At 46.2% G+C, this 24,518-nt stretch carries 19 protein-coding genes; 12 read left to right on the forward strand and 7 right to left on the reverse strand.

What is annotated here, in order from left to right:
• Window positions 1–14 precede the first annotated feature (14 nt).
• Window positions 15–6,974, forward strand: coding sequence for a hybrid sensor histidine kinase/response regulator (locus ACFFJH_RS05260; RefSeq protein WP_390210624.1), 6,960 nt, complete (start codon window positions 15–17; stop codon window positions 6,972–6,974).
• 58 nt (window positions 6,975–7,032) lie between these two features.
• Here ACFFJH_RS05260 and ACFFJH_RS05265 read toward each other — a convergent pair whose 3' ends face one another.
• Complete coding sequence (locus ACFFJH_RS05265) at window positions 7,033–8,508, reverse strand: cryptochrome/photolyase family protein (RefSeq protein WP_390210625.1); 1,476 nt, start codon at window positions 8,506–8,508, stop codon at window positions 7,033–7,035.
• Window positions 8,509–8,752: 244 nt separating this feature from the next.
• On the opposite strand from ACFFJH_RS05265, the gene ACFFJH_RS05270 reads away from it, so the two are divergent.
• From ACFFJH_RS05270 to ACFFJH_RS05290, 5 genes are all read left to right on the forward strand, one after another.
• A complete protein-coding gene (locus ACFFJH_RS05270; protein ID WP_390210809.1) occupies window positions 8,753–9,367 on the forward strand; it encodes a YqgE/AlgH family protein in 615 nt (204 codons plus the stop codon).
• Entirely contained in the window at window positions 9,367–9,786 is a 420-nt protein-coding gene (ruvX, locus tag ACFFJH_RS05275) for a Holliday junction resolvase RuvX (protein WP_390210627.1), read from the forward strand. Before ACFFJH_RS05270 ends, ruvX begins: the two co-directional genes overlap by 1 nt.
• A gap of 99 nt (window positions 9,787–9,885) precedes the next feature.
• On the forward strand, window positions 9,886–10,851 hold the full coding sequence (locus ACFFJH_RS05280) for an aspartate carbamoyltransferase catalytic subunit (protein ID WP_390210629.1): 966 nt from the start codon (window positions 9,886–9,888) through the stop codon (window positions 10,849–10,851).
• 19 nt (window positions 10,852–10,870) lie between these two features.
• Complete coding sequence (locus tag ACFFJH_RS05285) at window positions 10,871–12,154, forward strand: dihydroorotase (RefSeq protein ID WP_390210631.1); 1,284 nt, start codon at window positions 10,871–10,873, stop codon at window positions 12,152–12,154.
• Between the two features lie 77 nt (window positions 12,155–12,231).
• Window positions 12,232–12,969: a lysophospholipid acyltransferase family protein gene (locus tag ACFFJH_RS05290; protein ID WP_390210634.1), complete on the forward strand. Its 738-nt coding sequence runs from the start codon at window positions 12,232–12,234 to the stop codon at window positions 12,967–12,969.
• A 393-nt stretch (window positions 12,970–13,362) separates the two neighbouring features.
• Here ACFFJH_RS05290 and ACFFJH_RS05295 read toward each other — a convergent pair whose 3' ends face one another.
• From ACFFJH_RS05295 to ACFFJH_RS05315, 5 genes are all read right to left on the reverse strand, one after another.
• Window positions 13,363–14,187 carry a symmetrical bis(5'-nucleosyl)-tetraphosphatase gene (locus ACFFJH_RS05295; RefSeq protein ID WP_390210636.1) on the reverse strand — a complete coding sequence of 275 codons (825 nt, stop codon included), beginning with the start codon at window positions 14,185–14,187 and terminating at the stop codon, window positions 13,363–13,365.
• A complete protein-coding gene (hemH, locus tag ACFFJH_RS05300) occupies window positions 14,187–15,293 on the reverse strand; it encodes a ferrochelatase (RefSeq protein ID WP_390210639.1) in 1,107 nt (368 codons plus the stop codon). The genes ACFFJH_RS05295 and hemH overlap by 1 nt, the downstream gene beginning before the upstream one ends.
• A 62-nt stretch (window positions 15,294–15,355) precedes the next feature.
• On the reverse strand, window positions 15,356–17,002 hold the full coding sequence (gene recN, locus ACFFJH_RS05305; protein WP_390210812.1) for a DNA repair protein RecN: 1,647 nt from the start codon (window positions 17,000–17,002) through the stop codon (window positions 15,356–15,358).
• Between the two features lie 162 nt (window positions 17,003–17,164).
• Window positions 17,165–18,058: an NAD kinase gene (locus ACFFJH_RS05310; protein ID WP_390210640.1), complete on the reverse strand. Its 894-nt coding sequence runs from the start codon at window positions 18,056–18,058 to the stop codon at window positions 17,165–17,167.
• Between the two features lie 207 nt (window positions 18,059–18,265).
• Window positions 18,266–18,475, reverse strand: a complete 210-nt coding sequence (locus tag ACFFJH_RS05315) for a GNAT family N-acetyltransferase (protein ID WP_390210641.1) — start codon at window positions 18,473–18,475, stop codon at window positions 18,266–18,268.
• A 442-nt stretch (window positions 18,476–18,917) separates the two neighbouring features.
• Here ACFFJH_RS05315 and ACFFJH_RS05320 point away from each other — a divergent pair, with 442 nt between their 5' ends.
• The 4 genes from ACFFJH_RS05320 (at window position 18,918) to ACFFJH_RS05335 (ending at window position 22,533) form a co-directional block, all read left to right on the forward strand.
• Window positions 18,918–20,186, forward strand: a complete 1,269-nt coding sequence (locus tag ACFFJH_RS05320; protein WP_390210643.1) for an FAD-dependent oxidoreductase — start codon at window positions 18,918–18,920, stop codon at window positions 20,184–20,186.
• Between the two features lie 23 nt (window positions 20,187–20,209).
• Complete coding sequence (locus ACFFJH_RS05325) at window positions 20,210–20,896, forward strand: HAD family hydrolase (protein ID WP_390210646.1); 687 nt, start codon at window positions 20,210–20,212, stop codon at window positions 20,894–20,896.
• 68 nt (window positions 20,897–20,964) lie between these two features.
• Window positions 20,965–22,005 carry a heat-inducible transcriptional repressor HrcA gene (hrcA, locus tag ACFFJH_RS05330; RefSeq protein WP_390210648.1) on the forward strand — a complete coding sequence of 347 codons (1,041 nt, stop codon included), beginning with the start codon at window positions 20,965–20,967 and terminating at the stop codon, window positions 22,003–22,005.
• A 120-nt stretch (window positions 22,006–22,125) separates the two neighbouring features.
• Complete coding sequence (locus ACFFJH_RS05335) at window positions 22,126–22,533, forward strand: response regulator (protein WP_390210650.1); 408 nt, start codon at window positions 22,126–22,128, stop codon at window positions 22,531–22,533.
• A gap of 76 nt (window positions 22,534–22,609) precedes the next feature.
• Here the strand turns inward: ACFFJH_RS05335 and fur are convergent, their stop codons facing one another.
• A complete protein-coding gene (fur, locus tag ACFFJH_RS05340) occupies window positions 22,610–23,038 on the reverse strand; it encodes a ferric iron uptake transcriptional regulator (protein WP_390210651.1) in 429 nt (142 codons plus the stop codon).
• A gap of 124 nt (window positions 23,039–23,162) precedes the next feature.
• On the opposite strand from fur, the gene ACFFJH_RS05345 reads away from it, so the two are divergent.
• Complete coding sequence (locus ACFFJH_RS05345) at window positions 23,163–23,690, forward strand: outer membrane protein assembly factor BamE (protein ID WP_390210652.1); 528 nt, start codon at window positions 23,163–23,165, stop codon at window positions 23,688–23,690.
• Window positions 23,691–23,702: 12 nt separating this feature from the next.
• Window positions 23,703–24,509 carry a 4-hydroxy-tetrahydrodipicolinate reductase gene (gene dapB / locus ACFFJH_RS05350; RefSeq protein WP_390210654.1) on the forward strand — a complete coding sequence of 269 codons (807 nt, stop codon included), beginning with the start codon at window positions 23,703–23,705 and terminating at the stop codon, window positions 24,507–24,509.
• Window positions 24,510–24,518: the final 9 nt, after the last annotated feature.

Raw genomic sequence — 24,518 nt, forward strand, 5'->3', positions numbered from 1 at the left:
TGCGGGGTTTAAGAATGACATCAGGTTCTTCTAAGTCATCAGATTTGGGGCAAGAGCAATTTGATATTGCTCCTTTGTCTTGGGTGATGACGGAGTTGCGGGAAGCGCTCTCCAATGCAGGTAAATTATTGGTTTCTGCCATAGGGCAAGACGCAGAGGCGCAGGCAACGTCTTTATTGCAGGCTAAAAGCTATTTGCATCAGGCACATGGCGCATTGCAAATTGTTGAAATCGAAGGTGTCGCAATCGTTACTGAAACGGTTGAAGAAATCATTGAAAAAATTCAGTCTGGAAAACTCGAAAATTCACAAGATGTCGCCAACAAAATAACTGAGGCATTTTATGCCGTCTTGCGTTATTTGGAAGATTTGTTAGCGGGAAATCCGCAACAACCAGTACGACTTTATCCCGAGTATCGCGCCTTATTAGAATTAAAGGGCGCAGAACGGATACATCCAGCGGACTTATTTTTCCCTTCTTTGTCAGTACAGGAAAGAATCCCTGAGCTGACTTTGTCCGCGCATCCTGCGGCCATCAACTATGGCGCGATTCGTTTGCGATTTGAGAAGTTATTGTTGACTTTGTTAACGAGTAAAAACGCGGAAGCAAAGCAAGATTCCTCTGCACAAATGAGTGTGCTGATACTCGAGATTGAACAAGCTCAAACTACCTCACAAACCAAAGCATTTTGGTTAGTGATGCGTGCATTTGCTGAGTCAACTGCACAAGTTGAAGCGAAAGATGAGCGACATATTAAGCAAATTTGGGGGCGTATTAATTTACAGATACGTCGCCTGGTTGAGGGAAATACCAGTGTTCCTGAACGTTTGCTGCGCGACGCTTTGTTCTTTATTGCACAAGTCAAAGAGCCATCTGCATTTGTTTCACAGATTCGTAAGGCCTATCAGTTAGATAATCATGTGCCTTCAGACTATGACCAAAAACGCTATGGATTGATCGCCCCCCACGTACTGGCCTCGGCGAAAGAATTGCTGGGCAATATTAAAAACTTGTGGGGCAGAATCTCTAACGGTGATACCGGCTTGTCGGATAAATTTTTTCAGAAGATGAAAGATTTAGCCGATGTAGGTGCTGGTTTGCAATCTCCACCTCTTGCTAAGTTATTGCGTGAGTTGAACGGTATTGCAAGTCATGCCGTGCGTGCCAAGGATCAAGAACGAATGGGACTGGAATTGGCAACATGTTTGCTATTTTTGGAAAACGCGTTCGAACAAATTACTCATCTACCGGCTAATTTTGCCACCCGTGCAGATGAGATTTCAGCCCGTCTGCTATCTGTCGTCGGTGGCGAGTCACCGGGAAATCAAGCTGGCTGGATAGGAGAAATTTCACGCGAAGCTCAACAGCGTCAAACCATGACAGCTTTGGTCGGTGAAATGCAAATGAGTCTCAAGCATGCGGAAAAAGCGTTGGATGAACATTTCCGTGACGCCTCTAATACCACTATTTTGGCACCAGTTGATGGTACCTTAGCTCAGATTGGTGGCGCTTTGGCAATTTTGGATCAGGATGAAGCCTTAGCGGCGGTAGCGCATACACGTGACTTGGTAAAACAATGCATGAGCGGTGAAGCTTTGGCAGAGGCGGATGTCCCAGCTTTGCATCAAAAGGTCGCTCAAAATATTGGCGCGCTGTCCTTCTTTATCGAAACTTTGCAAAACCAGCCAGAATTAGCGAAAAAACGTTTTGTTTTTGATGCACAAGAAGGTATTTTTCAATCCAAGCTTTTAGAAAAAGCCCCGGAAAAAGAATTATTGCCTTCTGCGCCTTTAGAAGCAAATTTTACCGCTCCGCCAGTGGCGACAGCAGAACAAGATTTACTCCAGCAACAAAAAGAGTCTGAACGCTTGTTAGCTTCTCTAGTTGATGCGCCACAGAATTCTGAGTTGCAAGCGCAGCTAAAAGATTCTTTGGATCATGAACGTTCTTTTGCCGCTTTACTCGACGACAGTGAGGCCAGTGCTCGTGCTAAGACCGCGATTGAATTGCTTTCACATACGGATTTTTCCCAGCCCGATGCTGCATTGAATGAAATCGTTGCGGCTACCACTCAAACTGAAGCAGCACCTGAAATTCAGTTGACTCAAGAGTTACCAGAAACAGAAGCCGAAATAGATGCGGAGCTGTTAGAGATTTTTCTAATGGAAGCCGATGAAGTTTTAGAAGCGGTACGTGAAAATATTCCTTTATCTCGTCACGATAGTGCCAATCAAGAGTATCTAATTCGTTTGCGCCGCTCTTTCCATACCTTAAAAGGTAGTGGTCGCATGGTAGGCTTGAATGTGTTCGGCGAAGGTGCTTGGAATATAGAACAGGTCATGAACCTCTGGTTGTCTGACTCACGTTCAGGTACTGAGGCGCTGTATGCATTGTTAGAGTATGCGGCAGCGGAAATGTTTGATTGGGTAGAAGAGTTAAAACGTAATGGTAATTCCAACAGAAATTCGGATGCTATTATTGCAGCGGCATTGCGCGTCAAAGATGGATTGCCATTTAGCGTAGAGCCAGTAGCTTCGGCACCAGTTACACCTATTACACCCGTTGCTCCTATTGAGGTGATGCCACAGGTCGATGCCGTTATGGAAGCAAGGCCAGACGTACTAACGCCAGACTTAGCACCTGAGCCAAGCGTCAATGACATTACTCAGAGCTCAACTGTATTAGACTCGAATGAAGGTTCTGCTTCTGTTTTACCTGAATTGGCAGCTTTAGCCGATTTAGTTGCGCCGGAAGAACTATCGCCAGCGGTTGAGTTGAATTTGCCGATTGATCAGGGCTTAGTATTGGATCCAGTGTCATTGACAGTCGCAGAAAGCGAGATGATTGACGCGCAAGATTTGGTATTAGATACGTCCGAGTCAGTCGCGCCTCAAGCCGAGACTGAAGTCGCGGACGCAGCGATAGCATCAACAGAGGTAATAGAAGCAGCAAGCGCAGACATTCAGGCTACAACTGCTAGCGATAACTTGGATGACTTAGCATCTGAAGCACCGATCTTTGGTGATATCAAGTTTGATGAAGAAATCACTCTGGAAGCAGCTGACGTTGTCGAAGTTGATGTCGCTCATGATGAAGGCGTAATCGGACACGATGAAGATGCTGTATTGGTAGCGCACTCCGTTGAGTCAGAATTGCCGAAGATATCGGATGTTTTAAATGATTTGATGTTAGAAGCTAGTGAGTTAACTGCTACATCCGTTGAGCATGAGGTGGATGCGGAGGTAGAAGCAGACGCAGAAGTACCAGCAGCGTCCTCATTGATCGCTATCGATACCGACAGTCTTGTACAAACACCAGAATCAATTTCAGAGGCGGTGGTTGCAGACGATTTAACGTCACCGAATATGCTTGAGTCGGAAGTCGAGGAGCTTGCGGCTTCACCGGCGGAAACTCTGCAACAGACATCGCAACAAGCACAACAACAAACGGCGCAGATCATAGAGTTCCCAGATTTCTCTATGCCTGTTTTGAAAGAAAACGATAACACCAAGCGTATTGGTGAGATCGAAATCAGCCTGCCATTGCATACGATTTATATGGCGGAGACGGACGAAATTGTTCGTTTCTTACAGCAAGATTTCTCTGAATGGCGCCATGAGCCAGCACGACCAGTCTCTCGTCATGCTGTACATGCGGCCCATTCTTTAGCAGGAAGTTCTGCCACAGTGGGATTATTTTCTGTTCAGGAGTTGGCGCATAGTTTAGAGAACGTATTGCAGCGTTTGGAGCGCCATCCAGTCAACTTAGAAAATGCTGAATTTGATACTTTGGATCACGCTGTTGAATGCGTGAAATCGATGTTGCAAAAATTTGCCTTGTCTGAAATGGCGGATCGTGTACCTGCAGAGAATCAAAAACTGAGTCAATTATTGGAAGTAATCATTACTCGTTCCAACGTAGGTGATGATGAGGAATTTATTACTTCTACTAACGAGCGTTTAGACGCGGTGATGTTGGACACTAGCGCTACTTCGGCTGACGTTGCGATTGCGAATATTGACAGTAGTGATGAATCAAATGCATTGGCAGAAGTGACTGCAGATGAAGTTGTCGATGCTGTTTTAGATGCTGCGCCTGAATTGGTAAATCTGCCTGAGTCTGAGACATTGGCCGATGCAAGTCCTGTAGCAACAGAAGATGTAGAGGCCGTCCCTGAGTCCGCCGTGTTGGAATTAAGTGTTGAAGATACTTCAGCACCGCAATTCTCTGCGACTTTAAGTAATTCCGATGAGAGCAATCGTGTTGATGTATCTGGATTTGACACGGTGATTCCTGTTGTCGCAACGGCGCCAGCACCAGCACCATTGGCTGAAACGAATGCTGAAACAGAAAATCTAGCAAGTCTGGATCGTAGCTCTACCGATATTGAATTAAAAGTTCGCGATGAGATTGATCATGACTTATTGCCTGTCTTCTTGGAAGAAGGTAATGATCTGTTGCCTATGATCGGTCAGTTGTTGCGTTCATGGCAGCAAAGCCCGGAAGACGATGCGATTCCACAATCGATTTTGCGTTTAATGCATACGGTTAAAGGTAGTGCTCGTATGGCTGGCGCTATGCAATTGGGTCAACATACGCATGATATGGAAACCCGTATTGAAAACTTGATGCATACCGGTAGTACGATTCGTCAGCCTTTATTGGAAGATCTGATTGCACGTCAAGATTATGCAATGCATTTATTTGAGCGTTTGCAAAATCCTGATTTGGCTAGCGTCGAGCTTGAGTCTGAGCAAGTGGTTGAGTTGACCGTTGCACAGGAAATCAATCAATTTCAAGACGCGTTGCAATCTGGTTTTGATCCGCAGCTAGCGGCTGAAGAAGTATCGTCTGATCTATCTGAGGCGAACGAGTTAAACATCACGGATTCTGAGTCTGGACATACAACGGATCAGTTTGCAACAAATCAGGCGCCAGTAGCCGACCCAGCTGCATTAGTAGCATCGGAAACCTCAGCAGAATCTAATAAAGCACCTGAGCAAGCAAATACTGCAGTCGCTAGACCAGTCAAAATCTCAAGCGCGCCACGTCAGTTAGCGCCGCAGGCGGCAGTTTCTGCTGCTTCTGCGCCAGTACCTTTGGTGCGGGTTCGAGCCGATATTTTGGATCGCTTAGTCAATCAGGCTGGTGAAGTCTCCATTTCTCGTTCTAAATTAGAGAATGAAGTGGATACCTTGAAAGCATCTTTGTCTGAATTGACCGAAAACGTGAGCCGTTTGCGTGATCAGTTGCGTGAAGTAGAGATCCAGGCGGAAACGCAAATTACCTCACGCATGGCATTTTCGGGCGATCGTGAATTTGATCCTTTGGAATTTGACCGATTTACCCGTTTGCAAGAGTTAACTCGTATGATGGCTGAAAGCGTCAGCGACGTGGCCACGGTACAGACAGCGCTGAATCGTACGATTGAGGGCGCGACCACCGATTTGAACGTACAAGCTCGTTTAACGCGTGAATTACAGCAAGATCTGATGCGTGTACGTATGATTCCGTTCTCCAGCGTATCGGAACGTTTATATAGGATCGCTCGCCAGACAGCGAAAGAGGTTGATAAACGCGTCAATCTGGATATCCGTGGTACCTCAGTAGAGATCGATCGCAGCGTTTTGGAAAAAATGGTTGCGCCGTTCGAGCACATGTTGCGTAACGCCATTGTGCATGGCATTGAGTCACGTCAAGATCGCGTTGGTCGTGGTAAGAGCGAGGTCGGTGAGTTATTGATTGAGATTCGCCAAGAGGGTAATGAGGTTGTTATTCACTTCACCGATGACGGACAAGGTTTAAATATTAATCGTATTCGTGAAAAAGCGAAGACGGTAGGTTTACTCACCGACGAGTCTTTTATTAATGAATCGGATGTCGTAAATCTGATTTTTGAACCAGGATTTTCTACCGCTAGCGAAGTGACCGAGTTAGCCGGTCGTGGCGTTGGTATGGACGTGGTGCGTTCAGAAGCGGCGTCTTTAGGTGGACGTGTTTCTGTGACCTCAATTGAAGGACAGGGTGCGCATTTCACGATTCATTTGCCTTTGACCTTGGCGGTGACCCAAGTGGTCATTTTGAATGCAGGTGGTAAGACTTTCGCTGTACCTTCTGTGTTAGTGGAACAAGTGCAGCAATTGAAATCAGCCGCATTAGCTAATGCCTACAATGACGGTGCGATTATGTGGCAGGGTAATCGCGTGTCACTGCATTATTTGCCAAGTATGTTGGGTGAACGTGATGCAACGCCTGATACTCAGCAATACACGCCGATTTTGATTATGAAGAGCGATAACGAACGTGTTGCGATTCATGTGGATCAGATTATTGGTAATCGCGAGGTCGTTGTTAAAAACGTCGGTCCGCAATTAGCTCGTATGATCGGTATTGCAGGTGCGACTGTGTTGGGTTCAGGTAATATTGTTTTGATTTTGAACCCAGTCCCATTGGCGCAAAAACTTGAGTACGAACGTGCAAAATTACCTGATGCCAGCGTAGATAGCACGCCAGAGATGGGCGCTGTAGCCGAAATGGTAGAGAAAGTGGAAGTACCGACGACGTTGGCACCAGTTCAAGGCTTGCGTTCTCATCATATCGTTATGGTGGTCGATGACTCTTTAACGGTACGTCGTGTTACCCAACGTTTGTTGGTACGTGAAGGTTATCAAGTCGTATTAGCGAAGGACGGTATTGATGCGCTTGAGCAGTTACAGTCGATTACACCTGATGTGATGTTGGTGGATATTGAAATGCCTCGCATGGATGGATTTGACTTGACCCGTAACGTTCGTAGTGACTCCAGAACGACGCATATTCCGATTATCATGATTACCTCACGTACTGCTGATAAGCATCGTAACTATGCGGCGGAGTTAGGTGTAAATGAATACTTCGGTAAGCCGTATCGCGAAGATGATTTGTTAGCGGCGATCAGTGGTTTTGTGAATAAACCAGCGGAAGTGCTGTCATAGTCAGTTTGTAGTATGAAAAAAAACGCCTCGAATGTTTTGTTGTACTCGAGGCGTTTTGCTATTCTCCGCTAACTTTCTTAACCACGCTGTAACGTTCTAGTGTTTTTTTACGTGCCACATCATGTTCGATAATCGGATAAGGATAGTCAATACCAAGTGCCAAGTTAGCGCCTTTTAATTCGATGGGTGTGAGCTTCCATGGCGCATGAATGTGACGGGCATTTAAGCCAGATAATTGAGGTAAATAACGACGGATAAACTTGCCTTCACTATCGAACTTTTCCGATTGCGTAATCGGGTTGAAAATCCGGAAATAGGGTTGAGCATCGCAACCAGTAGACGCTGCCCATTGCCAGCCACCGTTGTTAGCCGATAAATCAAAATCATTCAAATGTAAGGCGAAATACGCTTCACCCCAGCGCCAGTCTATGCCTAAATCTTTCACCAAAAAACTAGCGACCACCATGCGTAAGCGATTGTGCATATAACCTGTCTGATTCAATTGCAGCATCGCAGCGTCGACTAGCGGGTAACCTGTTTTGCCATCGCACCACGCTTGAAATAATACTTGTGCATGGGCGTCGTTCTCCCACTGTATTGCATCGTATTCTGGTTTGAAAGATTGACTGACGACGCGCGGGTGATGATGCAAAATCATAAAATAGAAGTCGCGCCAGATTAGTTCTGATAGCCACACGCTAGCCCCAAGTGAGCTGTTGGCCGTGCGCGTATGGCGTATTGCTTGGCTCACTAAATAGCGTATCGATACCGTGCCAAATCGCAAATGAACCGATAAATATGAAGGGCCTTTAACCGCAGGAAAGTCACGTGCATCGCCATATTGGTCTATACGTGCTAGAAAATCATCTAATAGTTCTGCGCCAGCTGCCATTCCGCCTTGCAGTTTGAGTTCTTCTGCGCTGAGCGTCTCAAAGCCCATTTCCGCCATACTTGGTAAGCTAAGCTCGGTGTGTTGCGCAAAATGAGCTGCATATTTCTCTACTGGATAAGCTTTGAAGTAAAAATCCGGTTCGCCTGTGGTCTCGCTGGCTAATTTCTTTAGCCAGGCATTTTTGTAAGGGGTGAATACCGAGAAGGGCTTTTCAGCGAGACTTAGCACTTCATCCATTTCAAAAATCACCTGATCCTTGCAAGAGATAAAGTCGCAGTTAAAACTAGCTAGACTTGTACTAACAGCTTGATCGCGGGCTTTGGCCGTTGGTTCATAGTCTCGATTGACATAAACTGCGTTGACTTCTAGTTGTGCCGCAAGACGCGGAATTTCTTCTACTGGATCGCCGTACCGAACGATTAAGCCACCACCTAATTTTTCTAATTCTTGGCGTAGTTCAAGAATACTTTGATAAATGAATTGCATACGTCTATCGCGTTTGGGCAAATGCTTCAAGATGTTGTGATCGAACACAAAAACGCAATAACAAGCAGAGGCGTGTTTCAATGCTTGATAGAGTGCGGCATGATCAAAACTACGCAGATCCCGGCGAAACCAGACTAAGCTTTTTGTATAAGTCATTTTGTAAAATAAATAATTTGTGAGGGGTGTTACTGAGGTTGTGCAGTTCGCCATAACATTCAAAATGAAGCGTGAAGAATGTCATTAAGCTGCGCGCGGAACCATAGCACAGATAAAAAAAATCGGCTAAAAATGATAAAATACGTGTATGAAGAAGCAAAAAAACCTAAATTCCCTAGTCGATGACTTTGAGGGAGAAGAAATCGAGTTAGTTGGCTATGATTTCTCTGATACATTGGAATCTATGATCAAGCTTAGAGTCGGCGCTAGTAAAGACGAACGTGCAGCGCAATCACTGGATTTAAGCAATCATTTTTTGATTGCTATGCCAAATATGATGGACCCCATTTTTGGTGGCACCGTCATTTACATTTGTGAACATAACGCGCGTGGCGCCATGGGCGTGGTCATCAATCGCGCCACCGATATGACAGTCGCAGATTTATTTGATCGTATTGATCTACAACTCGAAATAATTCCTAATTCCCATCCTATGGGGCAGCATCCCGTGCTGTTTGGTGGACCGGTGCAAAGTGATCGTGGCTTTATTTTGCATGCGCCAGCAGGTTCATATTCCTCTACTTTAAAAGTCAGCGATGAAGTCAGTTTTACCACGTCTAGAGATATTTTAGAATCTTTAGCGGCAGGGGAGGCACCACAACGATTGCTGTTGAGCATCGGCTATTCGGGCTGGGGAGCGGGCCAATTGGAGCAAGAGATTTTGTCGAATGGCTGGTTGACTGCACCTGCCGATTTAGGTGTCATGTTTGATTTGCCTATTGAAGAGCGTTTCGACGCAGCGATGAAATTATTGGGATTTGATCCTTTGATGCTGGCCTCGGTGGCAGGACATGCTTGATGAATGGCATGCAATCGATTGAGACACCGCAAATCAATGGCACCGTATTGGCCTTCGATTTCGGCTTGAAGCGTATCGGCGTCGCAGTCGGCAATACCATGCTTAGGCAAGCTCAGGCTTTGAGTATTATCCGTGCGGCGAGTAACGATGCAAAGTTTGTCGCAATTGCCGACTTGATCCAAGAATGGCAGCCCGTATTATGTGTGGTTGGCTTGCCTATGCATCCTGATGGCGCGGCGCATGAAATGACCGTGCGCTGCCAGCGATTCGCCAACCAATTGCATGGACGTTACGGGGTAAAGATTGCCTTAGTTGATGAGCGTTATACCTCTGCAATGTTTAAAGCAAAGCAGGGCGAGCACATCGACGATCAGGCCGCAGCATTAATATTGCAGCAGTATTTTGATCAAGTAGGTTAGTAAATTGATGGCAATACGATGATCTCAATACGATGAGGTCAATACGATTCCATATCAGATAGACCAAATTGGAATCATCCAACCGAAGAATGAATAACGATGAAAAATCCACAGCTAAATAAACACGGCGAATTGCAACATCTGTTAGCGATTGACGGTTTGCCTAAATCTGTCATCAATCACATATTGGATACGGCCTCATCCTTTGTCAGTATCGGTGAGCGTGAGCTAAAGAAGGTGCCATTGATGCACGGGAAGAGTGTATTCAATCTGTTTTTTGAAAATTCAACACGCACTCGCACCACCTTTGAAATCGCCGCTAAGCGTTTATCCGCTGATGTCATCAATTTGAATATTGCGGCATCGAGTGCCAGTAAGGGCGAGTCACTGCTTGATACGATAGATAATTTAGCGGCGATGCATGCCGATATGTTTGTTGTGCGTCATGCCACCTCGGGTGCTCCATTTTTGATTGCGCAGCACCTCAACGATACCAAGCAACATCATGTGCATGTGGTGAATGCCGGTGATGGTCGACACGAGCATCCAACTCAAGGCTTGTTGGACATGTACACCATACGTCACTACAAGAAAGATTTTAGCAATCTGACTGTCGCAATTGTTGGCGATGTCTTGCACAGTCGAGTAGCCCGCTCGGATATTCATGCTTTAACTACCTTAGGCGCTGCCGAAGTGCGCGTGATTGGACCGCAGACCTTGATACCAAGTGGTTTGGAGCAAATGGGTGTGCGCGTATTCACCAATATGAACGAAGGCTTAAAAGGCGTTGATGTGGTCATTATGTTGCGTTTGCAAAACGAACGTATGAATGGCGCATTACTACCTTCGACACAAGAATACTTTAAGCAATACGGTTTAACTCCTGAGCGTTTAGCCTTGGCTAAATCGGATGCCATCGTGATGCATCCGGGACCGATGAATCGCGGAGTAGAGATTGATTCCGCGGTGGCTGATGGTTCACAAGCGGTCATTTTGTCGCAAGTGACATTTGGTATCGCGGTAAGGATGGCGGTGATGAGTATTGTGTCGGGTAGTCATGGTTGAAATTTCAGAAAGAACGAACATGAATCTTCATATTAAAAATGGTCGTGTGATTGATCCCGTCAGCGGTGTCGATGCCGTGCAGGATATCTTTATCAGTGCAGGTAAAATCGCCGCACTCGGTAGTGCGCCTGTTGATTTCGTCGCCGCACAAACCATAGACGCCAGTGGCCTAGTCGTGGCACCTGGCTTGGTCGATTTAAGTGCACGTTTGCGCGAGCCCGGCTTTGAATACAAAGCGACATTAGAATCAGAATTAGAAGCAGCGGTGCGTGGTGGTATTACTAGTTTAGTTTGTCCACCAGATACCGATCCTGTGCTCGATGAAGCCGGTTTAGTAGAAATGCTCAAGCAAAGAGCCAAGCTTCAGCACAAGGCCAATGTCTATCCTTTAGGCGCATTGACGATTGGTTTGAAAGGTCAGAACTTGACCGAAATGGCCGCTTTAACCGAAGCGGGCTGTGTTGGTTTTTCGCAAGCAGAAGAAGCCATCGTCGATACCAATGTGTTGCAACGCGCCTTATCGTATGCCGCCACTTTTGGTTACACCGTTTGGTTGCGCCCGCAAGATGCTTTCGTTGGTAAAGGCGGAGTTGCCCACAGCGGTCCGCTGGCATCACGTCTTGGTCTTTCAGGCGTGCCGGTGATGGCAGAAACTATCGCCTTACATACTTTGTTTGAATTGATGCGTGCCACGGGTGCGCGCGTGCATTTATGCCGAATCTCTTCAGCGGCTGGCTTAGCGCTCATTCGTCAAGCAAAAAAAGAAGGTCTGCCATTGACTTGTGACGTCGGCATTCATCATGTGCATTTGACCGATACTGATATTGGCTATTTCGATTCTAATGCACGTTTGACACCGCCTCTGCGTAGCCAACGTGATCGCGATGCGATTCATGCCGCATTGATCGATGGCACCATAGACGCAATCTGCTCCGACCACACGCCAGTCGATGACGACGAAAAAGCCTTGCCGTTTGCTGAAGCTTCGCCCGGGGCGACAGGACTAGAACTGCTTTTATCGTTGGTCATTAAATGGTCAGACGATAGTCGTGGCGCCATCAGTTTGCCACAAGCCATCGCCAAAATCACACGTGATCCTGCCAATTTGGTCGGTTTAGCTTGCGGACAAATCAAGGTCGGTGCAGCGGCGGATATCTGTGTCTTTGATCCCACTTCGCGTTGGGAAGTAAAAGCCGATGCGCTCGTGAGTCAGGGCAAACACACGCCATTCCTTGCTTACGAATTGCCGGGTGTGGTGAAAGCGACTATTGTCCATGGACGTGTTGCTTACCAAGCTTTGTGATGCTCGCGAATGCCATTTTTCAGTGAGCTAAATAGATAGCTTGGTACTCTTTTTTATTAATTTTGATTTGGTGATACATGCATAAACTGCGTTTCGCCCGTGTTTTTTTGCATGTTATGCGTGGCGTGGCCACTTGCGCATTTATTTTTCCGTGGATAGCGGCGCCTAAGCGCGAAGCCTTGGTGCGTCGTTGGTCATTTCAATTACTAGCGCTCTGCAAAGTCCGTGTTAAATTCATAGATCAAAGCGGCGGACAAATCGCCGACCATGCCTTGATTATCGCTAATCATGTATCGTGGTTAGATATTTTTGTCATCAATTCTTGGCAGGCATGTCATTTTGTCGCTAAAGCCGATATCCGCAGTTGGCCCATCGCCGGCTGGCTTAGCGCACAAGCAGGCACCATCTTTTTAGCACGCGGCAAACAACGCGAAGTGCGCCGCATTTACGAAGGCCTAGTACACCAATTAGAGCAAAACAAACGCATCGCCTTTTTCCCAGAAGGTACCACCGGTGCGCAAGGTGGCTTGTTGCCATTTCACGCGAATTTATTCGAAGCCGCGATTGAAGCCAAAGTGCCGGTGTTGCCGTTCGCGGTGCGTTATGTTGACGCGCAAGGACAACTTCATCCTGCAGCGGATTTTATCGGCGAGATGACTTTTGCAGAGAGTATGAAAGCGATTTTGCAAGCAGGTGGACTCACTGCCGAGTTGATTCAATTGCCGAATATTCCTACCGAGGGTGCGCATCGTAGAGATGTTGCCCAGCAGGCGCGGGTTGTGGTGGCTGGTGGTTTGGGTGTGGTGCTTGAGTAGTTGGATGTTTGATTTAGGAAAGCGCTGATTCAATAAGCGCAACGGTAAATTTATGTAGGGCGGGTGAAACCCGCGCTGTCAATGTTTACTCTCGATTTGTCGTTAAAATCTTCTTTGATCGTTTCAATTAACGCTACGGTATTCTTCAAATTCTGGCGGCGCGGGTTGCACCCGCCCCACGTATCGCATTTTTTTCCTCCATATTTACCGCCAAACATTCCCTTCGTTCACAGGTCGGTGGTAGACCGACAGCTACTCACTTTCTTTGCTTCGCCAAAGAAAGTAAACAAAGAAAGGCGACCACGCTGCCACTGGCCTTCGGCTTCCCAATTGTGCAGTGTGAGAAGTGGATGAGAGTCAAAAGCCATTTCAAAAGCAAGGATATTTTATCCGTCACTCAATCGGCAAACCATTCCTATTCGCGCACTGCAAAACCAAACGATCTTCCAAGCGTACCGCCGTCAATTGGCCACCCCAAACACAGCCCGTATCGAGGCTGATTAAGTTGTCGCGCAAGACTAATCCTAGGCTAGACCAATGGCCGAAAATCAGTGTGCAATCTTGGCTTCGTCGGTTGGATAAATCGAACCACGGTGTTAGATGATTAGGGGCTTTTTCTGCGCCTTCTTTTAACGCAAAATCCATGCTGCCGTCAGCGTGGCAAAAGCGCATGCGGGTGAGGGCGTTGATGATGCAGCGCTGGCGTTCTGTGCCTTGTAGTTGATCGTGCCAGAGTGTGGGCGTGTTGCCATACATATTGCGAACTAGGTCTTGCCATCGGTCGCTACGCAATTCGGTTTCGATTTCTTGTGCTAGTTGCAACGTTTTTGTTTTGTCCCAACTGGCGAAAACACCGGCGTGAACTAGCAGGTGATTTTCCATTTCTAATGCCATGGGACGATGGCGTATCCAGTGTAGTAATTCTTCTCTATCGTCTGCTTCGAGAATGTCACTCAGAGTATCGCTGCGGTGTAGTGAACGTGCGCCGCAGGCGACTGCTAGTAGATGTAAATCATGGTTGCCCAATACCGATTCTGCGCGCGTGCCTAGACTTTTTATCAGACGTAAAGTGGCTAATGAATTTGGGCCGCGATTGATTAAATCACCAGCGAACAATAAGCGGGCTTGCGGATCGATGTGGTCGATCTTGGCGATCAATTCGACTAACTGATCGTAACAGCCTTGTACGTCGCCGATGACAATAGTCGTCGTGGACATTAGTGATCTGCGCCAATACGTTTTGCTTCACTGCGGCTGATTAAAGCAGCTTGTTTTTCCTGTTCACGCATGCTGGCGGTAATCATGGTTGGCCAACCGATTAAATGTTGCTCGCTGATTTCGGCCAATGCGCGTAGCCCATCGGGCGATTCGTTTAAGCAGCGAATGTAATTAAAAGTTTGACCGCCAGCCGTTAAGAAAGCTTGTCGCACTTCCATCGCGATTTCTTCTAAAGTTTCTAAACAGTCTGCCAAAAATCCTGGGCACACCACATCGATACGTTTGACACCTTGTTTCGCCAAAGCTTGTACCGTTGGCTCTGTGTAAGGTTGCAACCATTCGGCGCGACCTAGGCGTGATTGAAAAGTGACGATGTAGTCTTCTTTGCTTAAGCCTAATTGCTCAGCCAACAGACGCGCAGTTTTATAACATTCACAGTGATAGGGGTCACCGCGCAGTAAAAATGCTTTGGGTAAGCCATGAAAACTCATGACGAGTTTTTCTGGTTTTCCATTTGTTTCCCAGGATTTTAAAATGGAATTTTTGAGAGCTTGTATGTAGGCCGGATGGTCGTGATAATTTTTGATGAAACGTAATTCTGGTAAGTTGCGAACTTGTTGGTAGTGCTGAGTTATCGCATCAAAATTAGACGCGGTAGTCGTCGCAGAATATTGGGGGTAGGCGGGCAAAATTAAAATACGCTCATAGCCGTCAATTTTTAATTTTGATAAAACGTCTGGAATCGACGGTGCGCCATAACGCATAGCAAATGCCACATGAATATCATGACCGCGTTCCCCCAAGTAACCTTGGAGTAGCAAAGCTTGTTTGCGGGTATGGACTAATAATGGCGATCCATCATTGGTCCAAATCGAGGCATATTTTTCGGCAGATTTTTTTGAGCGAAAAGGCAAGATGATGAGATTTAAAATCAGCCACCAGATGGCGCGTGGAATTTCTACGACGCGTTGATCCCATAAGAATTGTTTTAGATAGCGTCTAACGGCACTTGTAGTCGGCGCATCAGGTGTGCCCAGGTTAATTAGAACGACCGCTGTTTTGGATAATTTGCCATGCGAATAATCGGGTTCTTTTAAGAAAGCCATTTTTGTTTTTCCTTACTTTTATATTTCTATTAGGTGAGCGCACTGTCTCTAGCATTGCGGCTTTATAAAGCGAGCAGCTCTCTCGCGTGTTTGCGCGTGGTTGCGGTGATCTCTAGGCCGCCTAACATGCGAGCAATTTCTTCTACACGTTGTTTATTATCTAGTGCTGCGATTTGGGAATAAGTCTTGCCAGCGTCTTGCGTTTTGCTGACTTCAAAATGTTGGTTACCCTGACTCGCCACTTGCGGCAAATGCGTAACGCATAAGACTTGTCGATCTTGTCCTAAGCGCTTTAGTAGGCGTCCTACGACTTCAGCCACAGCGCCACCGATACCGCTATCGACTTCATCGAAGATCAAGGTCGGTGTCGCTGTTGCGCAGGAAGTGATGACTGAAATTGCTAAAGATATCCTTGCTAATTCACCACCCGACGCTACCTTAGCGAGAGGGCGCAGTTGAACCCCTGCATGCCCCGCGACCATAAATTCTATTTGCTCTAACCCAGTCGCGCTTGGTTCGCAAGCGCTTAATTCAATCGCGAATCGTCCGCCCGACATGCTCAGGTCTTGCATCGCTGTGGTGACGGCATTGCCCAAATCGTGCGCGACTTGCTGACGTTTTACGCTAAGTTTTTTTGCTACTTTTAAATAGTTTTGTTGCGCTTGCTCTTCTTGTTTTTTTAGCGACTCAATATCGGAGGCACCGGATAATTGTTGTAGCTGTGTATTCAATAGTTGTAACTCGTCGATCAAATTATCTGGCTCAACGTGGAAGCGGCGTGCAGTGCTATGCAGGCTTTCCACGCGCGCTTCGACTTCCCGTAAGCGAGCAGGATCAAGCTCTATGCGTCCGAGATAGTCATTTAATGCATACGAACATTCTTGCAAATTAATTCGCGCCGAATCCAGTGATTCAATGACTGGCTTCAATTTACTATCAAATTCTTCGAGTTTGCTGATTCTTTGCAATAGCCCGGAGACTTGCGACAGTAATGGATGTTCAGATTCTGAAATCAGATCCGCTGCTTCTTGTGCAGCTTCTAATAAACTGGCGGCGTGGGCCAGGCGACTATGCTCTTGATTGATTGCATCCCATTCGCCTTTTTTTAGCTTTAACTTATCTAACTCACCGACTTGCCACTCCAGGCGCTGACGTTCTTGCAAAATGTTTTTTGCGTTTTGTTCAAATTCTTCACGTTGTTTTGCGAGATTGCGCCAATGTTTGTACAGGCGGCCAACTTCGGCAGTATCTGCCTGTAAACCACCTTGCATATCGAGCAGATGACGTTGCGCTTCACTCTTTAACAATGACTGATGAGCATGTTGTCCGTGGATGTCGACTAAGAACTCACCCAATTCGCGTAGTTGTGTGGCGTTTGCGGTAATACCATTGATGTAGGCTTTCGAGCGACCTGCATTGTCGACCACACGTCGTATGATGAGTTGTCCATCTTCGTTAGCAAAATCTTTGTCGGTCAGCCAAGTCATGGTTTCTGCATTGCAGGAGAATTCAGCCGAGATATCCGCTTTTTGCGCGCCTTCTCTGACCATGCTGGCATCACCACGACCACCCAAAGTTAAGGCTAGGGCATCAATCAATATCGATTTACCCGCGCCAGTCTCACCCGTGAAGACGGTAAAGCCAGCAGAGAATTCTAGTTCTATCGTATCGACGATAACAAAATCACGAATAGCAAGCGTGCGCAGCATAGGTTCTAATTTAAAAGTGGAGGACAATGAATAATCAGTAATTAATAATGAGGGCGGCGTGCAATGCAAACAAGAGGCTTTTATTTTACCTTAGCGCGCTCAATCGAGTGCTGAAAACTACTGTATTAATTCACAGCTCTTTGCGGGTCAAGGGGGCAAGAATTAATTAAGCGCGCCTTCTACGGAAGGGTATTCATTCCAGTGTAATTTTTCACGTAAGGTGTGGTAATAGTTCCAGCCTTCTGGATGTAGAAAAGTAATGTGGTGCGTGGAACGGCTGATGATGATTTTATCTTTGTGATTTAAGTTAGCAAATGATTGCATATCAAAATTCACGCTAGCATCACGACCCGCCACGATTTCTACGCTGATGACGCTCGTTTCTGGAAGCACAATCGGGCGATTCGACAAAGCATGCGGTGCGATCGGCACCATGGCGATACCGCCTAGGCTAGGATGAAGAATGGGGCCACCGGCCGATAAGGCATACGCAGTCGAGCCAGTCGGTGTTGAAACGATCAATCCATCAGAGCGTTGGTTGTACATAAAATGTTCGTCCACTTCGACCCGTAATTCGATCATGCCGGAGCCTGCGCCGCGCGAGAGGACGATGTCATTGAACGCGACACCGCTAAATATCTGCTCACCCTCGCGCACTACGATTGCCTCTAACATGCAGCGTTGTTCTTCTACATGCTTACCATCCAAAATTTGGGCGACTGCGAGTATCATTTGGTCGCGTGGAATATCGGTAATAAAACCGAGTCGGCCTTGATTAATGCCAATTAAGGGAACGTCATATGGTGCAAGTTGTCGCGCAATGCCTAACATAGTGCCATCACCGCCCAAGACGATGGCGACATCCGCATTGCGTCCGATATCAGCGACCGACATGGCAGGAAATTCGTTGAGCGCTAAATTTTGGGCAGAATCTGTGTCAAACAATACTGAATGTCCAGCTTCAGCCAAAAAATGCGCTAATTCATTTAACGACTCTCCCATGCCCAATGCATTGTATTTACCAATCAAGGCGACGGTTTTGCTGGTCGTTGTCATAGAGAAGCTGCCGAGTTTTCGAGAAGGCTTTAGATTACACTATTCTTTGCGAATTGAATAAGCCCGTATTGCTAAAGCATAGGCTAAAGCGTCTGCTTTGTTGTAGATGCCGGTGTTTTTTAAGAATTCCGTCAAAGCTTGGCGCTGTTGTTTGAGTTCGTTATGTCTTTTTCTAAGCCGATTCTTTCTACGTCACATTCGTCATTTCTACCGCGTGACATCTTGTAAGTCCAAAAAGTAGTAGAACTCAGAATTTTTCTTATACCCCAAAGATTCGTATAAAGCTTGCCCTTTGATATTGTCATGGGCTGTTTCTAGGAACAGGCCCTTCGCGTGAGTGTCGATGGCAAATTGACGAGCTCTATTCATTAGTAGACGCGCTACGCCAGTGCGCCTGCTCGCTTCGGTAACAAACAAGTCGTTTAATATCTATAGTCGTTTTGCTGAGACGGACGAGAAACTAGGATAAAGCTGAACGAAACCTAAACACTGCTTGTTTTCATTTATCGCAAAAAAGAGGATGGACTCTTGTTTTTCCAATCGCTCTCTAAGAAAAGTTTTGGCTAGCGGCAGATCACTGGGCTGTTGATAAAACATACGATAGGCATCGAATAAGGGGGCAATGAGGTCAATGTCACTGATACTGGCTTGTCGTACGGTGCTTGGCATGGTCGTTTATCTTGTGGTGATTGTGCTTTGTTGAGTGCGGTTTTTAGTGAGCACACGTTGAACGTGATGCTGTGCTTTAAATCATTGGTTGAACATTATAAATCGGTATTTGCTTGCTTGAGGACACGCAGGTTTGCTCCAGCGTGATTTAAGATTTACGTATAATTCATTTTTCACTTTAGTTAACTTTATGACTCAATTTGTGATTGCAGGTGCGGGTATTGCTGGTTTGGCTTCTGCTATTTGGCTGACGCGCCAAGGACATCAGGTTAGCGTTTATGAGCAAGTCCCTGATCCTACGCCGGTGGGTGCAGGTTTACTATTGCAGCCTAGCGGGCAGGCGATGTTGCACAAAATGGGATTACTGGAGGCGGTTCGAGAAAAAGCCGCTGTAGTGCATAGTTTGGAAGGTTATACCGGGAATTGGAAAACCTTAGATCTGCATTACCAGTTCGGACAAGCCGATTGGCATGGTTTAGGCATACATAGAGCCAATTTGCATCAGATCTTGTGGCAATGTGCGCAAAGCTTAGGCGTCGCCATTCATTTGGGAAATGGAATTAAAGAATTTAGCCAAACTTCACATGGTGTAAAAATCGAACATCAACAGGGTACAGTGCAAGCGGACGGGCTGATCATAGCCAATGGCACTCGTTCCTCATTACGCGATCAATTGGATATTTCACAAACGCACCAACCTTATCCTTGGGGCGCTTTTTGGGCGGTTTTGGATAGCGCAGATTGGCCATTTCCTCATACCTTGATGCAGCGTTATCGCGGTGCGAACCATATGCTGGGAGTGCTACCGACAGGGATTAATCCTGCCAGCGGTAAGATTTGCTATTCTCTCTTTTGGAGTTTGCCCAAAACCTCATTTGCTGATTTTCGAGAAGCGGGTATGCCGCAATTAATTGCTAGTATCCGTACGATTTGGCCGGAAGTCGCGGAATGGCTAGCGCTTGCACCCGAGACGGCGATTGCGATTGCCGAATATGCGGACATTCGTCTGTCCAGATATCATCAGCAGAATGTGGTGGTACTGGGAGATGCTGCACATGCGATGAGTCCGCAGTTGGGACAGGGCGCGAATATGGCTTTGATTGATGCGATGGTATTGGCGGACTGCGTTGCGCAGGGTGTTGCTCAATGCGTGGCACCGAGTGAACCAGAAAAGATAGAACGATACAATCACAATACTCAAGGTGCACCAGATAAATCCTCTTTAGCGTCAGCGTTTGCTAGTTACTCGCAAAGACGTCGTAAGCATATAGCGTATTACCAGATGGCGAGTCGCATCATGACACCCTTGTATCAATCTCATTATCCGCTTGGGTGGCTGCGTGATATAGGAACTGTCGCTGGACGGCATTTACCTATGATGTATCGACAGTATCTATTGACGCTTTGTGGTGCCAAGCAAGGTATTTTCGATACAAAGGCCGCGATTGCAGATTTGTAAAACAATCAAAAAGTACAAAACAAATGAAAATTAAAGCGCTGATCTTTGATCTGGATGACACTTTATGGCCTGTAGCTCCTGTAATAAGTCAGGCTGAAGCAAGCCTACACGCATGGATGTCAACACAGGTGCCGTCAGTCGTGGCGCAGTATTCAATCGATGCCTTGCGTGAGCGCAGACAGGCACTAATTCCCACGAATCCACGTTTTAGCTATGATTTGTGGGCGCTGCGGCATACTTTGCTACAGCAAGTATTTAGTGAGCACGGAGTGGATGGCAGTTTGGCTGATGAAGCTATGCAAATTTTCTCCGAGGCGCGCAATCGGGTAAATTTTTTTGACGATGTAATGCCAGCGCTCGATGCGTTGAAACAACGTTATATATTAGGTTCTATTTCTAATGGTTTTGCCGATATTACCGCGATAGGATTGAGCCAGTATTTTTCCGTATCTGTGGCGGCGCATCAATTTGGTTGTGCAAAACCAGACCCTAAAATTTTTCTTGCTGTGATTGACTACTTGAAACTTAGTCCCGGTGAGCTCATGTATATTGGTGATGATTTACGTTTGGATGTGCAAGGGGCGCAGCAAGTGGGTATGTCCGCAACTTGGCTTAATCGACGTGGAATCACACTTGAAAATACTGGGCTTAATGTAAAGCCTGATTTAATTGTAAAAGATTTACAAGAGTTGTTGCGAGAGCTCAAATGAATTAAATAAGACTGATGGATTCGTGCAAAAACGATGTGTTTTCGCCTTAGTTAGCCTAAAATAAACCTATGCAACTCGATAATCGCGCTCAAACTTTATTAAAAGCACTGGTAGAACGTTATATTGCCGACGGCCAGCCGGTAGGCTCACGTGAGCTTTCAAAGATTTCTGGCTTGGAGCTATCGCCCGCAACCATACGCAATGTGATGTCTGATCTTGAGGACATGGGTTTTGTCGCAAGTCCACATACGTCTTCTGGACGTATTCCAACCCCGCGCGGATACCGTATCTTTGTCGATCAATTATTAACGGTACAAGATATTGATGAGTCCGTATTAGAAACCGCACTAGGTACGAAATTGCAGTCGTCCATTATCACTGGAATTACTGGATCGCCACAAAAAATTATTTCGAATGCGGCTCAAGTGCTGTCCTCCTTGACGCAATTTGCCGGTGTCGTTATGACTGCCAAGCAGGAGTCTATTTTTAAACAAGTTGAATTCCTGCGTTTATCAGAAAAACGTATTTTATTAGTTATCGTCGCCCCTAATGATGAGGTACATAATCGACTTTTGCTAACCGATGTGGACTACACGCCAGCGCAATTGGTACAGGCTGCTAATTATTTAAATCAACATTTTTCTGGACAGAGTTTTGATCAAGCCCGTCTAAGCATTAATCATGAGCTGCGTGCCTTGCAAGGCGATATGAATCGTTTGATGCAAACGGCGTTGGAAGCAGGCAGTCAAGCTATGGCGGATGACGCAGATGATATGGTGATCTCTGGAGAGCGTAATTTATTAAACGTCAGTGATTTGTCGTCCAATATGAGCTCTTTGCGCAGGCTGTTCGATTTGTTTGAACAAAAGAGTGGTTTAATGCAGCTATTGGATGTGTCTGGCAATGCGTCTGGGGTCAGAATTTTTATTGGTGGTGAATCACAACTAGTGCCGATGGAAGAGATGAGTGTGGTAACCGCGCCATATGAGGTTAATGGACGGGTAGTGGGTACTTTGGGGGTGATTGGTCCGACTCGTATGGCTTATGAGCGGGTAATTCCTATAGTTGATATCACTGCTAAGTTATTATCAAATGCTTTGAATCATTAAACTTTAAGCCTAAGTCTGAATTTAACTCCGAACCTAAGCCAGTTCGACTGTGATTCGATATAAAATCAGAGCAATTTCTTCAAAACTTAAATTTTAAAAAAACTAATCGACGTAATTAAAATGGCAGACAATAAAGACATCTCAGTATTGATTGTTGATGACAACGATATGACACGCGAAACTTTACGTGTGATTTTGCGTCACGATGGTTATAACGTGGTGGGTGAAGCGATGGATGGTGACGGTGCATTGGAAATGGCAACCCGCCTGCATCCTGACATTATCCTGTTAGATGTCGTGATGCCCAAGGTCAGTGGGATCGAGGCGTTGAAGAGTATCAGGATGGTGATGCAAGATGTGCAGGTGCTAATGGTGACTGCAAACAAAGATCAGGAAACCGTGACTGAAGTCGTAAAGAGCGGCATCAGTGGCTACATTATTAAACCATTTAATGCTAAAAAAGTGCTTGATACAGTACAAGTCGTTGCCTTGAAAGTGCGAGCGTCTCGCAGCGGCAAAGCGGTTTAAAATTTCAGTGCATGACCTGTAAAGTAAAAAAGCAAGCTGATTTGGCTTGCTTTTTTGTTGTGTGTTTTAGAGCTTATTATTTTTTATTTTCACAATTGATTTTTGTGCAGTTTCCATAGAGCGCTAGAGAGTGTTCCGCGATCGCAAAACCCCGCTCTTCCGCTACTGCATGCTGGCGCTTTTCAATCTGTTCATCAAAAAATTCTTCGACTCGTCCGCAATCTAAGCAGACTAAATGATCGTGATGCGAACCTTCATTTAATTCGAAAATCGCTTTGCCAGACTCAAAATGATTGCGGTGCAATAAGCCCGCTTGTTCGAATTGGGTCAATACACGATAGACCGTCGCCAAGCCTACATCCATATTTTCAGTCAAGAGTATCTTGTAAACATCCTCGGCCGTTAAGTGGCGCACTGAGCTGTTTTGGAAGATTTCTAGGATTTTGAGACGTGGCAAAGTGGCTTTCAGTCCGCTGGCTTTCAGGTCGGGCGTGTTATTTGTCATGTTTTCAGTCAAAAGAAGGCTAAGTGCTTTATGATATAGGGTTTTAGGGCTAGGTAGAAATTTCTGATATCTTATCTGAAGTTTTACCAGTTCGACATTCTTGCTTGAAAATTTGAGGTAGTTTATGCCATTGAACGTATTTAAGAAATCCCAGCGCAAGTTAGCAGTATTTGGTGCAGTCTCCCTTTTTGCCTTGCTCACTGGCTGTGCTAGCCAAAAGGCGGTGGTGGCAGAAGCGGATGCGAATGCTACAAAAGGTACGCAAATTGTAAAGCCAACTGGTTTCGATAAATTATTTGGTTTCATCTCCCCTTATCGAATTTCTGTACAGCAAGGCAACTTTGTTTCGCAAGAAATGGTGTCTCAATTAAAAGAAGGCATGACTCGCGAACAAGTGCGTTTCTTGCTCGGTACGGCACTGTTGACTGATATGTTTCACGAAGACCGTTGGGATTATCCTTTCCGTATGTTGAAACCGAATGGCGAAGTGATTTCTAGTCGTCTAGCGATTTTCTTCAAATCCAATACCGTAGAGCGTTTTGAAGGCGGCAATTTGCCGACCGAGAAAGAGTATTTGGCGCATATCACTAATTCTGCTATCGCGTCTCGTATTGAGACTATGCCAACTTCTGAAACACCTAAGAAAAAATAAGCCGAGTTAATTATGTTTGGAATGAAAATCGCTGTGGCCGGAGCTTCCGGCCGCATGGGTAAGATGTTGATTGAAACCATCGCAGCAGCTGATGACGCGAGCTTGGTTGGTGCTTTGGATACGCCGCAATCTGCTTTATTAGGCACCGATGCGGGTTTGTCTTTGGGTAAGACGACAGGTGTGTTGATTGAATCAGAATTCGCTAAAGGCTTGGCAGATGCTGAATTTTTGATCGACTTTACCCGCCCAGAAGGTACTTTAGAGCACCTTAAATATTGCGCCGAACACGGTATCAAAATGATTATCGGCACCACTGGTTTTGATGATGCAGGTAAGGCCGCTATCGCAGAAGCCGCCAAAAAAACGGCGATTGTTTTTGCACCTAACATGAGTGTTGGTGTGAACGTTACCTTGAAATTATTGGAAATGGCCGCCAAGAGCTTTTCTCACGGCTACGATATCGAAATTGTGGAAGCGCATCACCGCCACAAGGTTGATGCGCCATCTGGCACTGCGCTCAAAATGGGTGAAGTAATTGCCGACACGCTGGGTCGTGATCTAAAAGAAGTTGGCGTATTTTCGCGCGAGGGTGTAACCGGTGAACGTGATCCATCGTCGATAGGCTTCGCGACCATACGCGGCGGCGATATCGTTGGCGATCACACAGTCTTGTTTGCAGGTATCGGTGAGCGTGTAGAAATTACCCACAAGTCGTCGAGTCGCGTCACTTATGCCCATGGCAGTTTGCGTGCCGCACGTTTTCTCGCTGATAAGACAGTCGGTTTGTATGATATGTATGATGTCTTAGGGCTGAACTAGGTTTGGCGA

The organism is Affinundibacterium danionis (assembly GCF_042432465.1).
Taxonomy (GTDB): Bacteria; Pseudomonadota; Gammaproteobacteria; order Burkholderiales; family Burkholderiaceae_D; genus Undibacterium; species Undibacterium danionis.

Excerpts from the sequence above, each read along its gene's own strand:
- ACFFJH_RS05260 (WP_390210624.1), top strand. The coding sequence starts at position 15 with ATGACATCAGGTTCTTCTAAGTCATCAGATTTGGGGCAAGAGCAATTT.
- ACFFJH_RS05265 (WP_390210625.1), bottom strand. The coding sequence starts at position 8,508 with ATGACTTATACAAAAAGCTTAGTCTGGTTTCGCCGGGATCTGCGTAGT.
- ACFFJH_RS05270 (WP_390210809.1), top strand. The coding sequence starts at position 8,753 with ATGATCAAGCTTAGAGTCGGCGCTAGTAAAGACGAACGTGCAGCGCAA.
- ruvX (WP_390210627.1), top strand. The coding sequence starts at position 9,367 with ATGAATGGCATGCAATCGATTGAGACACCGCAAATCAATGGCACCGTA.
- ACFFJH_RS05280 (WP_390210629.1), top strand. The coding sequence starts at position 9,886 with ATGAAAAATCCACAGCTAAATAAACACGGCGAATTGCAACATCTGTTA.
- ACFFJH_RS05285 (WP_390210631.1), top strand. The coding sequence starts at position 10,871 with ATGAATCTTCATATTAAAAATGGTCGTGTGATTGATCCCGTCAGCGGT.
- ACFFJH_RS05290 (WP_390210634.1), top strand. The coding sequence starts at position 12,232 with ATGCATAAACTGCGTTTCGCCCGTGTTTTTTTGCATGTTATGCGTGGC.
- ACFFJH_RS05295 (WP_390210636.1), bottom strand. The coding sequence starts at position 14,187 with ATGTCCACGACGACTATTGTCATCGGCGACGTACAAGGCTGTTACGAT.
- hemH (WP_390210639.1), bottom strand. The coding sequence starts at position 15,293 with ATGGCTTTCTTAAAAGAACCCGATTATTCGCATGGCAAATTATCCAAA.
- recN (WP_390210812.1), bottom strand. The coding sequence starts at position 17,002 with ATGCTGCGCACGCTTGCTATTCGTGATTTTGTTATCGTCGATACGATA.
- ACFFJH_RS05310 (WP_390210640.1), bottom strand. The coding sequence starts at position 18,058 with ATGACAACGACCAGCAAAACCGTCGCCTTGATTGGTAAATACAATGCA.
- ACFFJH_RS05320 (WP_390210643.1), top strand. The coding sequence starts at position 18,918 with ATGACTCAATTTGTGATTGCAGGTGCGGGTATTGCTGGTTTGGCTTCT.
- ACFFJH_RS05325 (WP_390210646.1), top strand. The coding sequence starts at position 20,210 with ATGAAAATTAAAGCGCTGATCTTTGATCTGGATGACACTTTATGGCCT.
- hrcA (WP_390210648.1), top strand. The coding sequence starts at position 20,965 with ATGCAACTCGATAATCGCGCTCAAACTTTATTAAAAGCACTGGTAGAA.
- ACFFJH_RS05335 (WP_390210650.1), top strand. The coding sequence starts at position 22,126 with ATGGCAGACAATAAAGACATCTCAGTATTGATTGTTGATGACAACGAT.
- fur (WP_390210651.1), bottom strand. The coding sequence starts at position 23,038 with ATGACAAATAACACGCCCGACCTGAAAGCCAGCGGACTGAAAGCCACT.
- ACFFJH_RS05345 (WP_390210652.1), top strand. The coding sequence starts at position 23,163 with ATGCCATTGAACGTATTTAAGAAATCCCAGCGCAAGTTAGCAGTATTT.
- dapB (WP_390210654.1), top strand. The coding sequence starts at position 23,703 with ATGTTTGGAATGAAAATCGCTGTGGCCGGAGCTTCCGGCCGCATGGGT.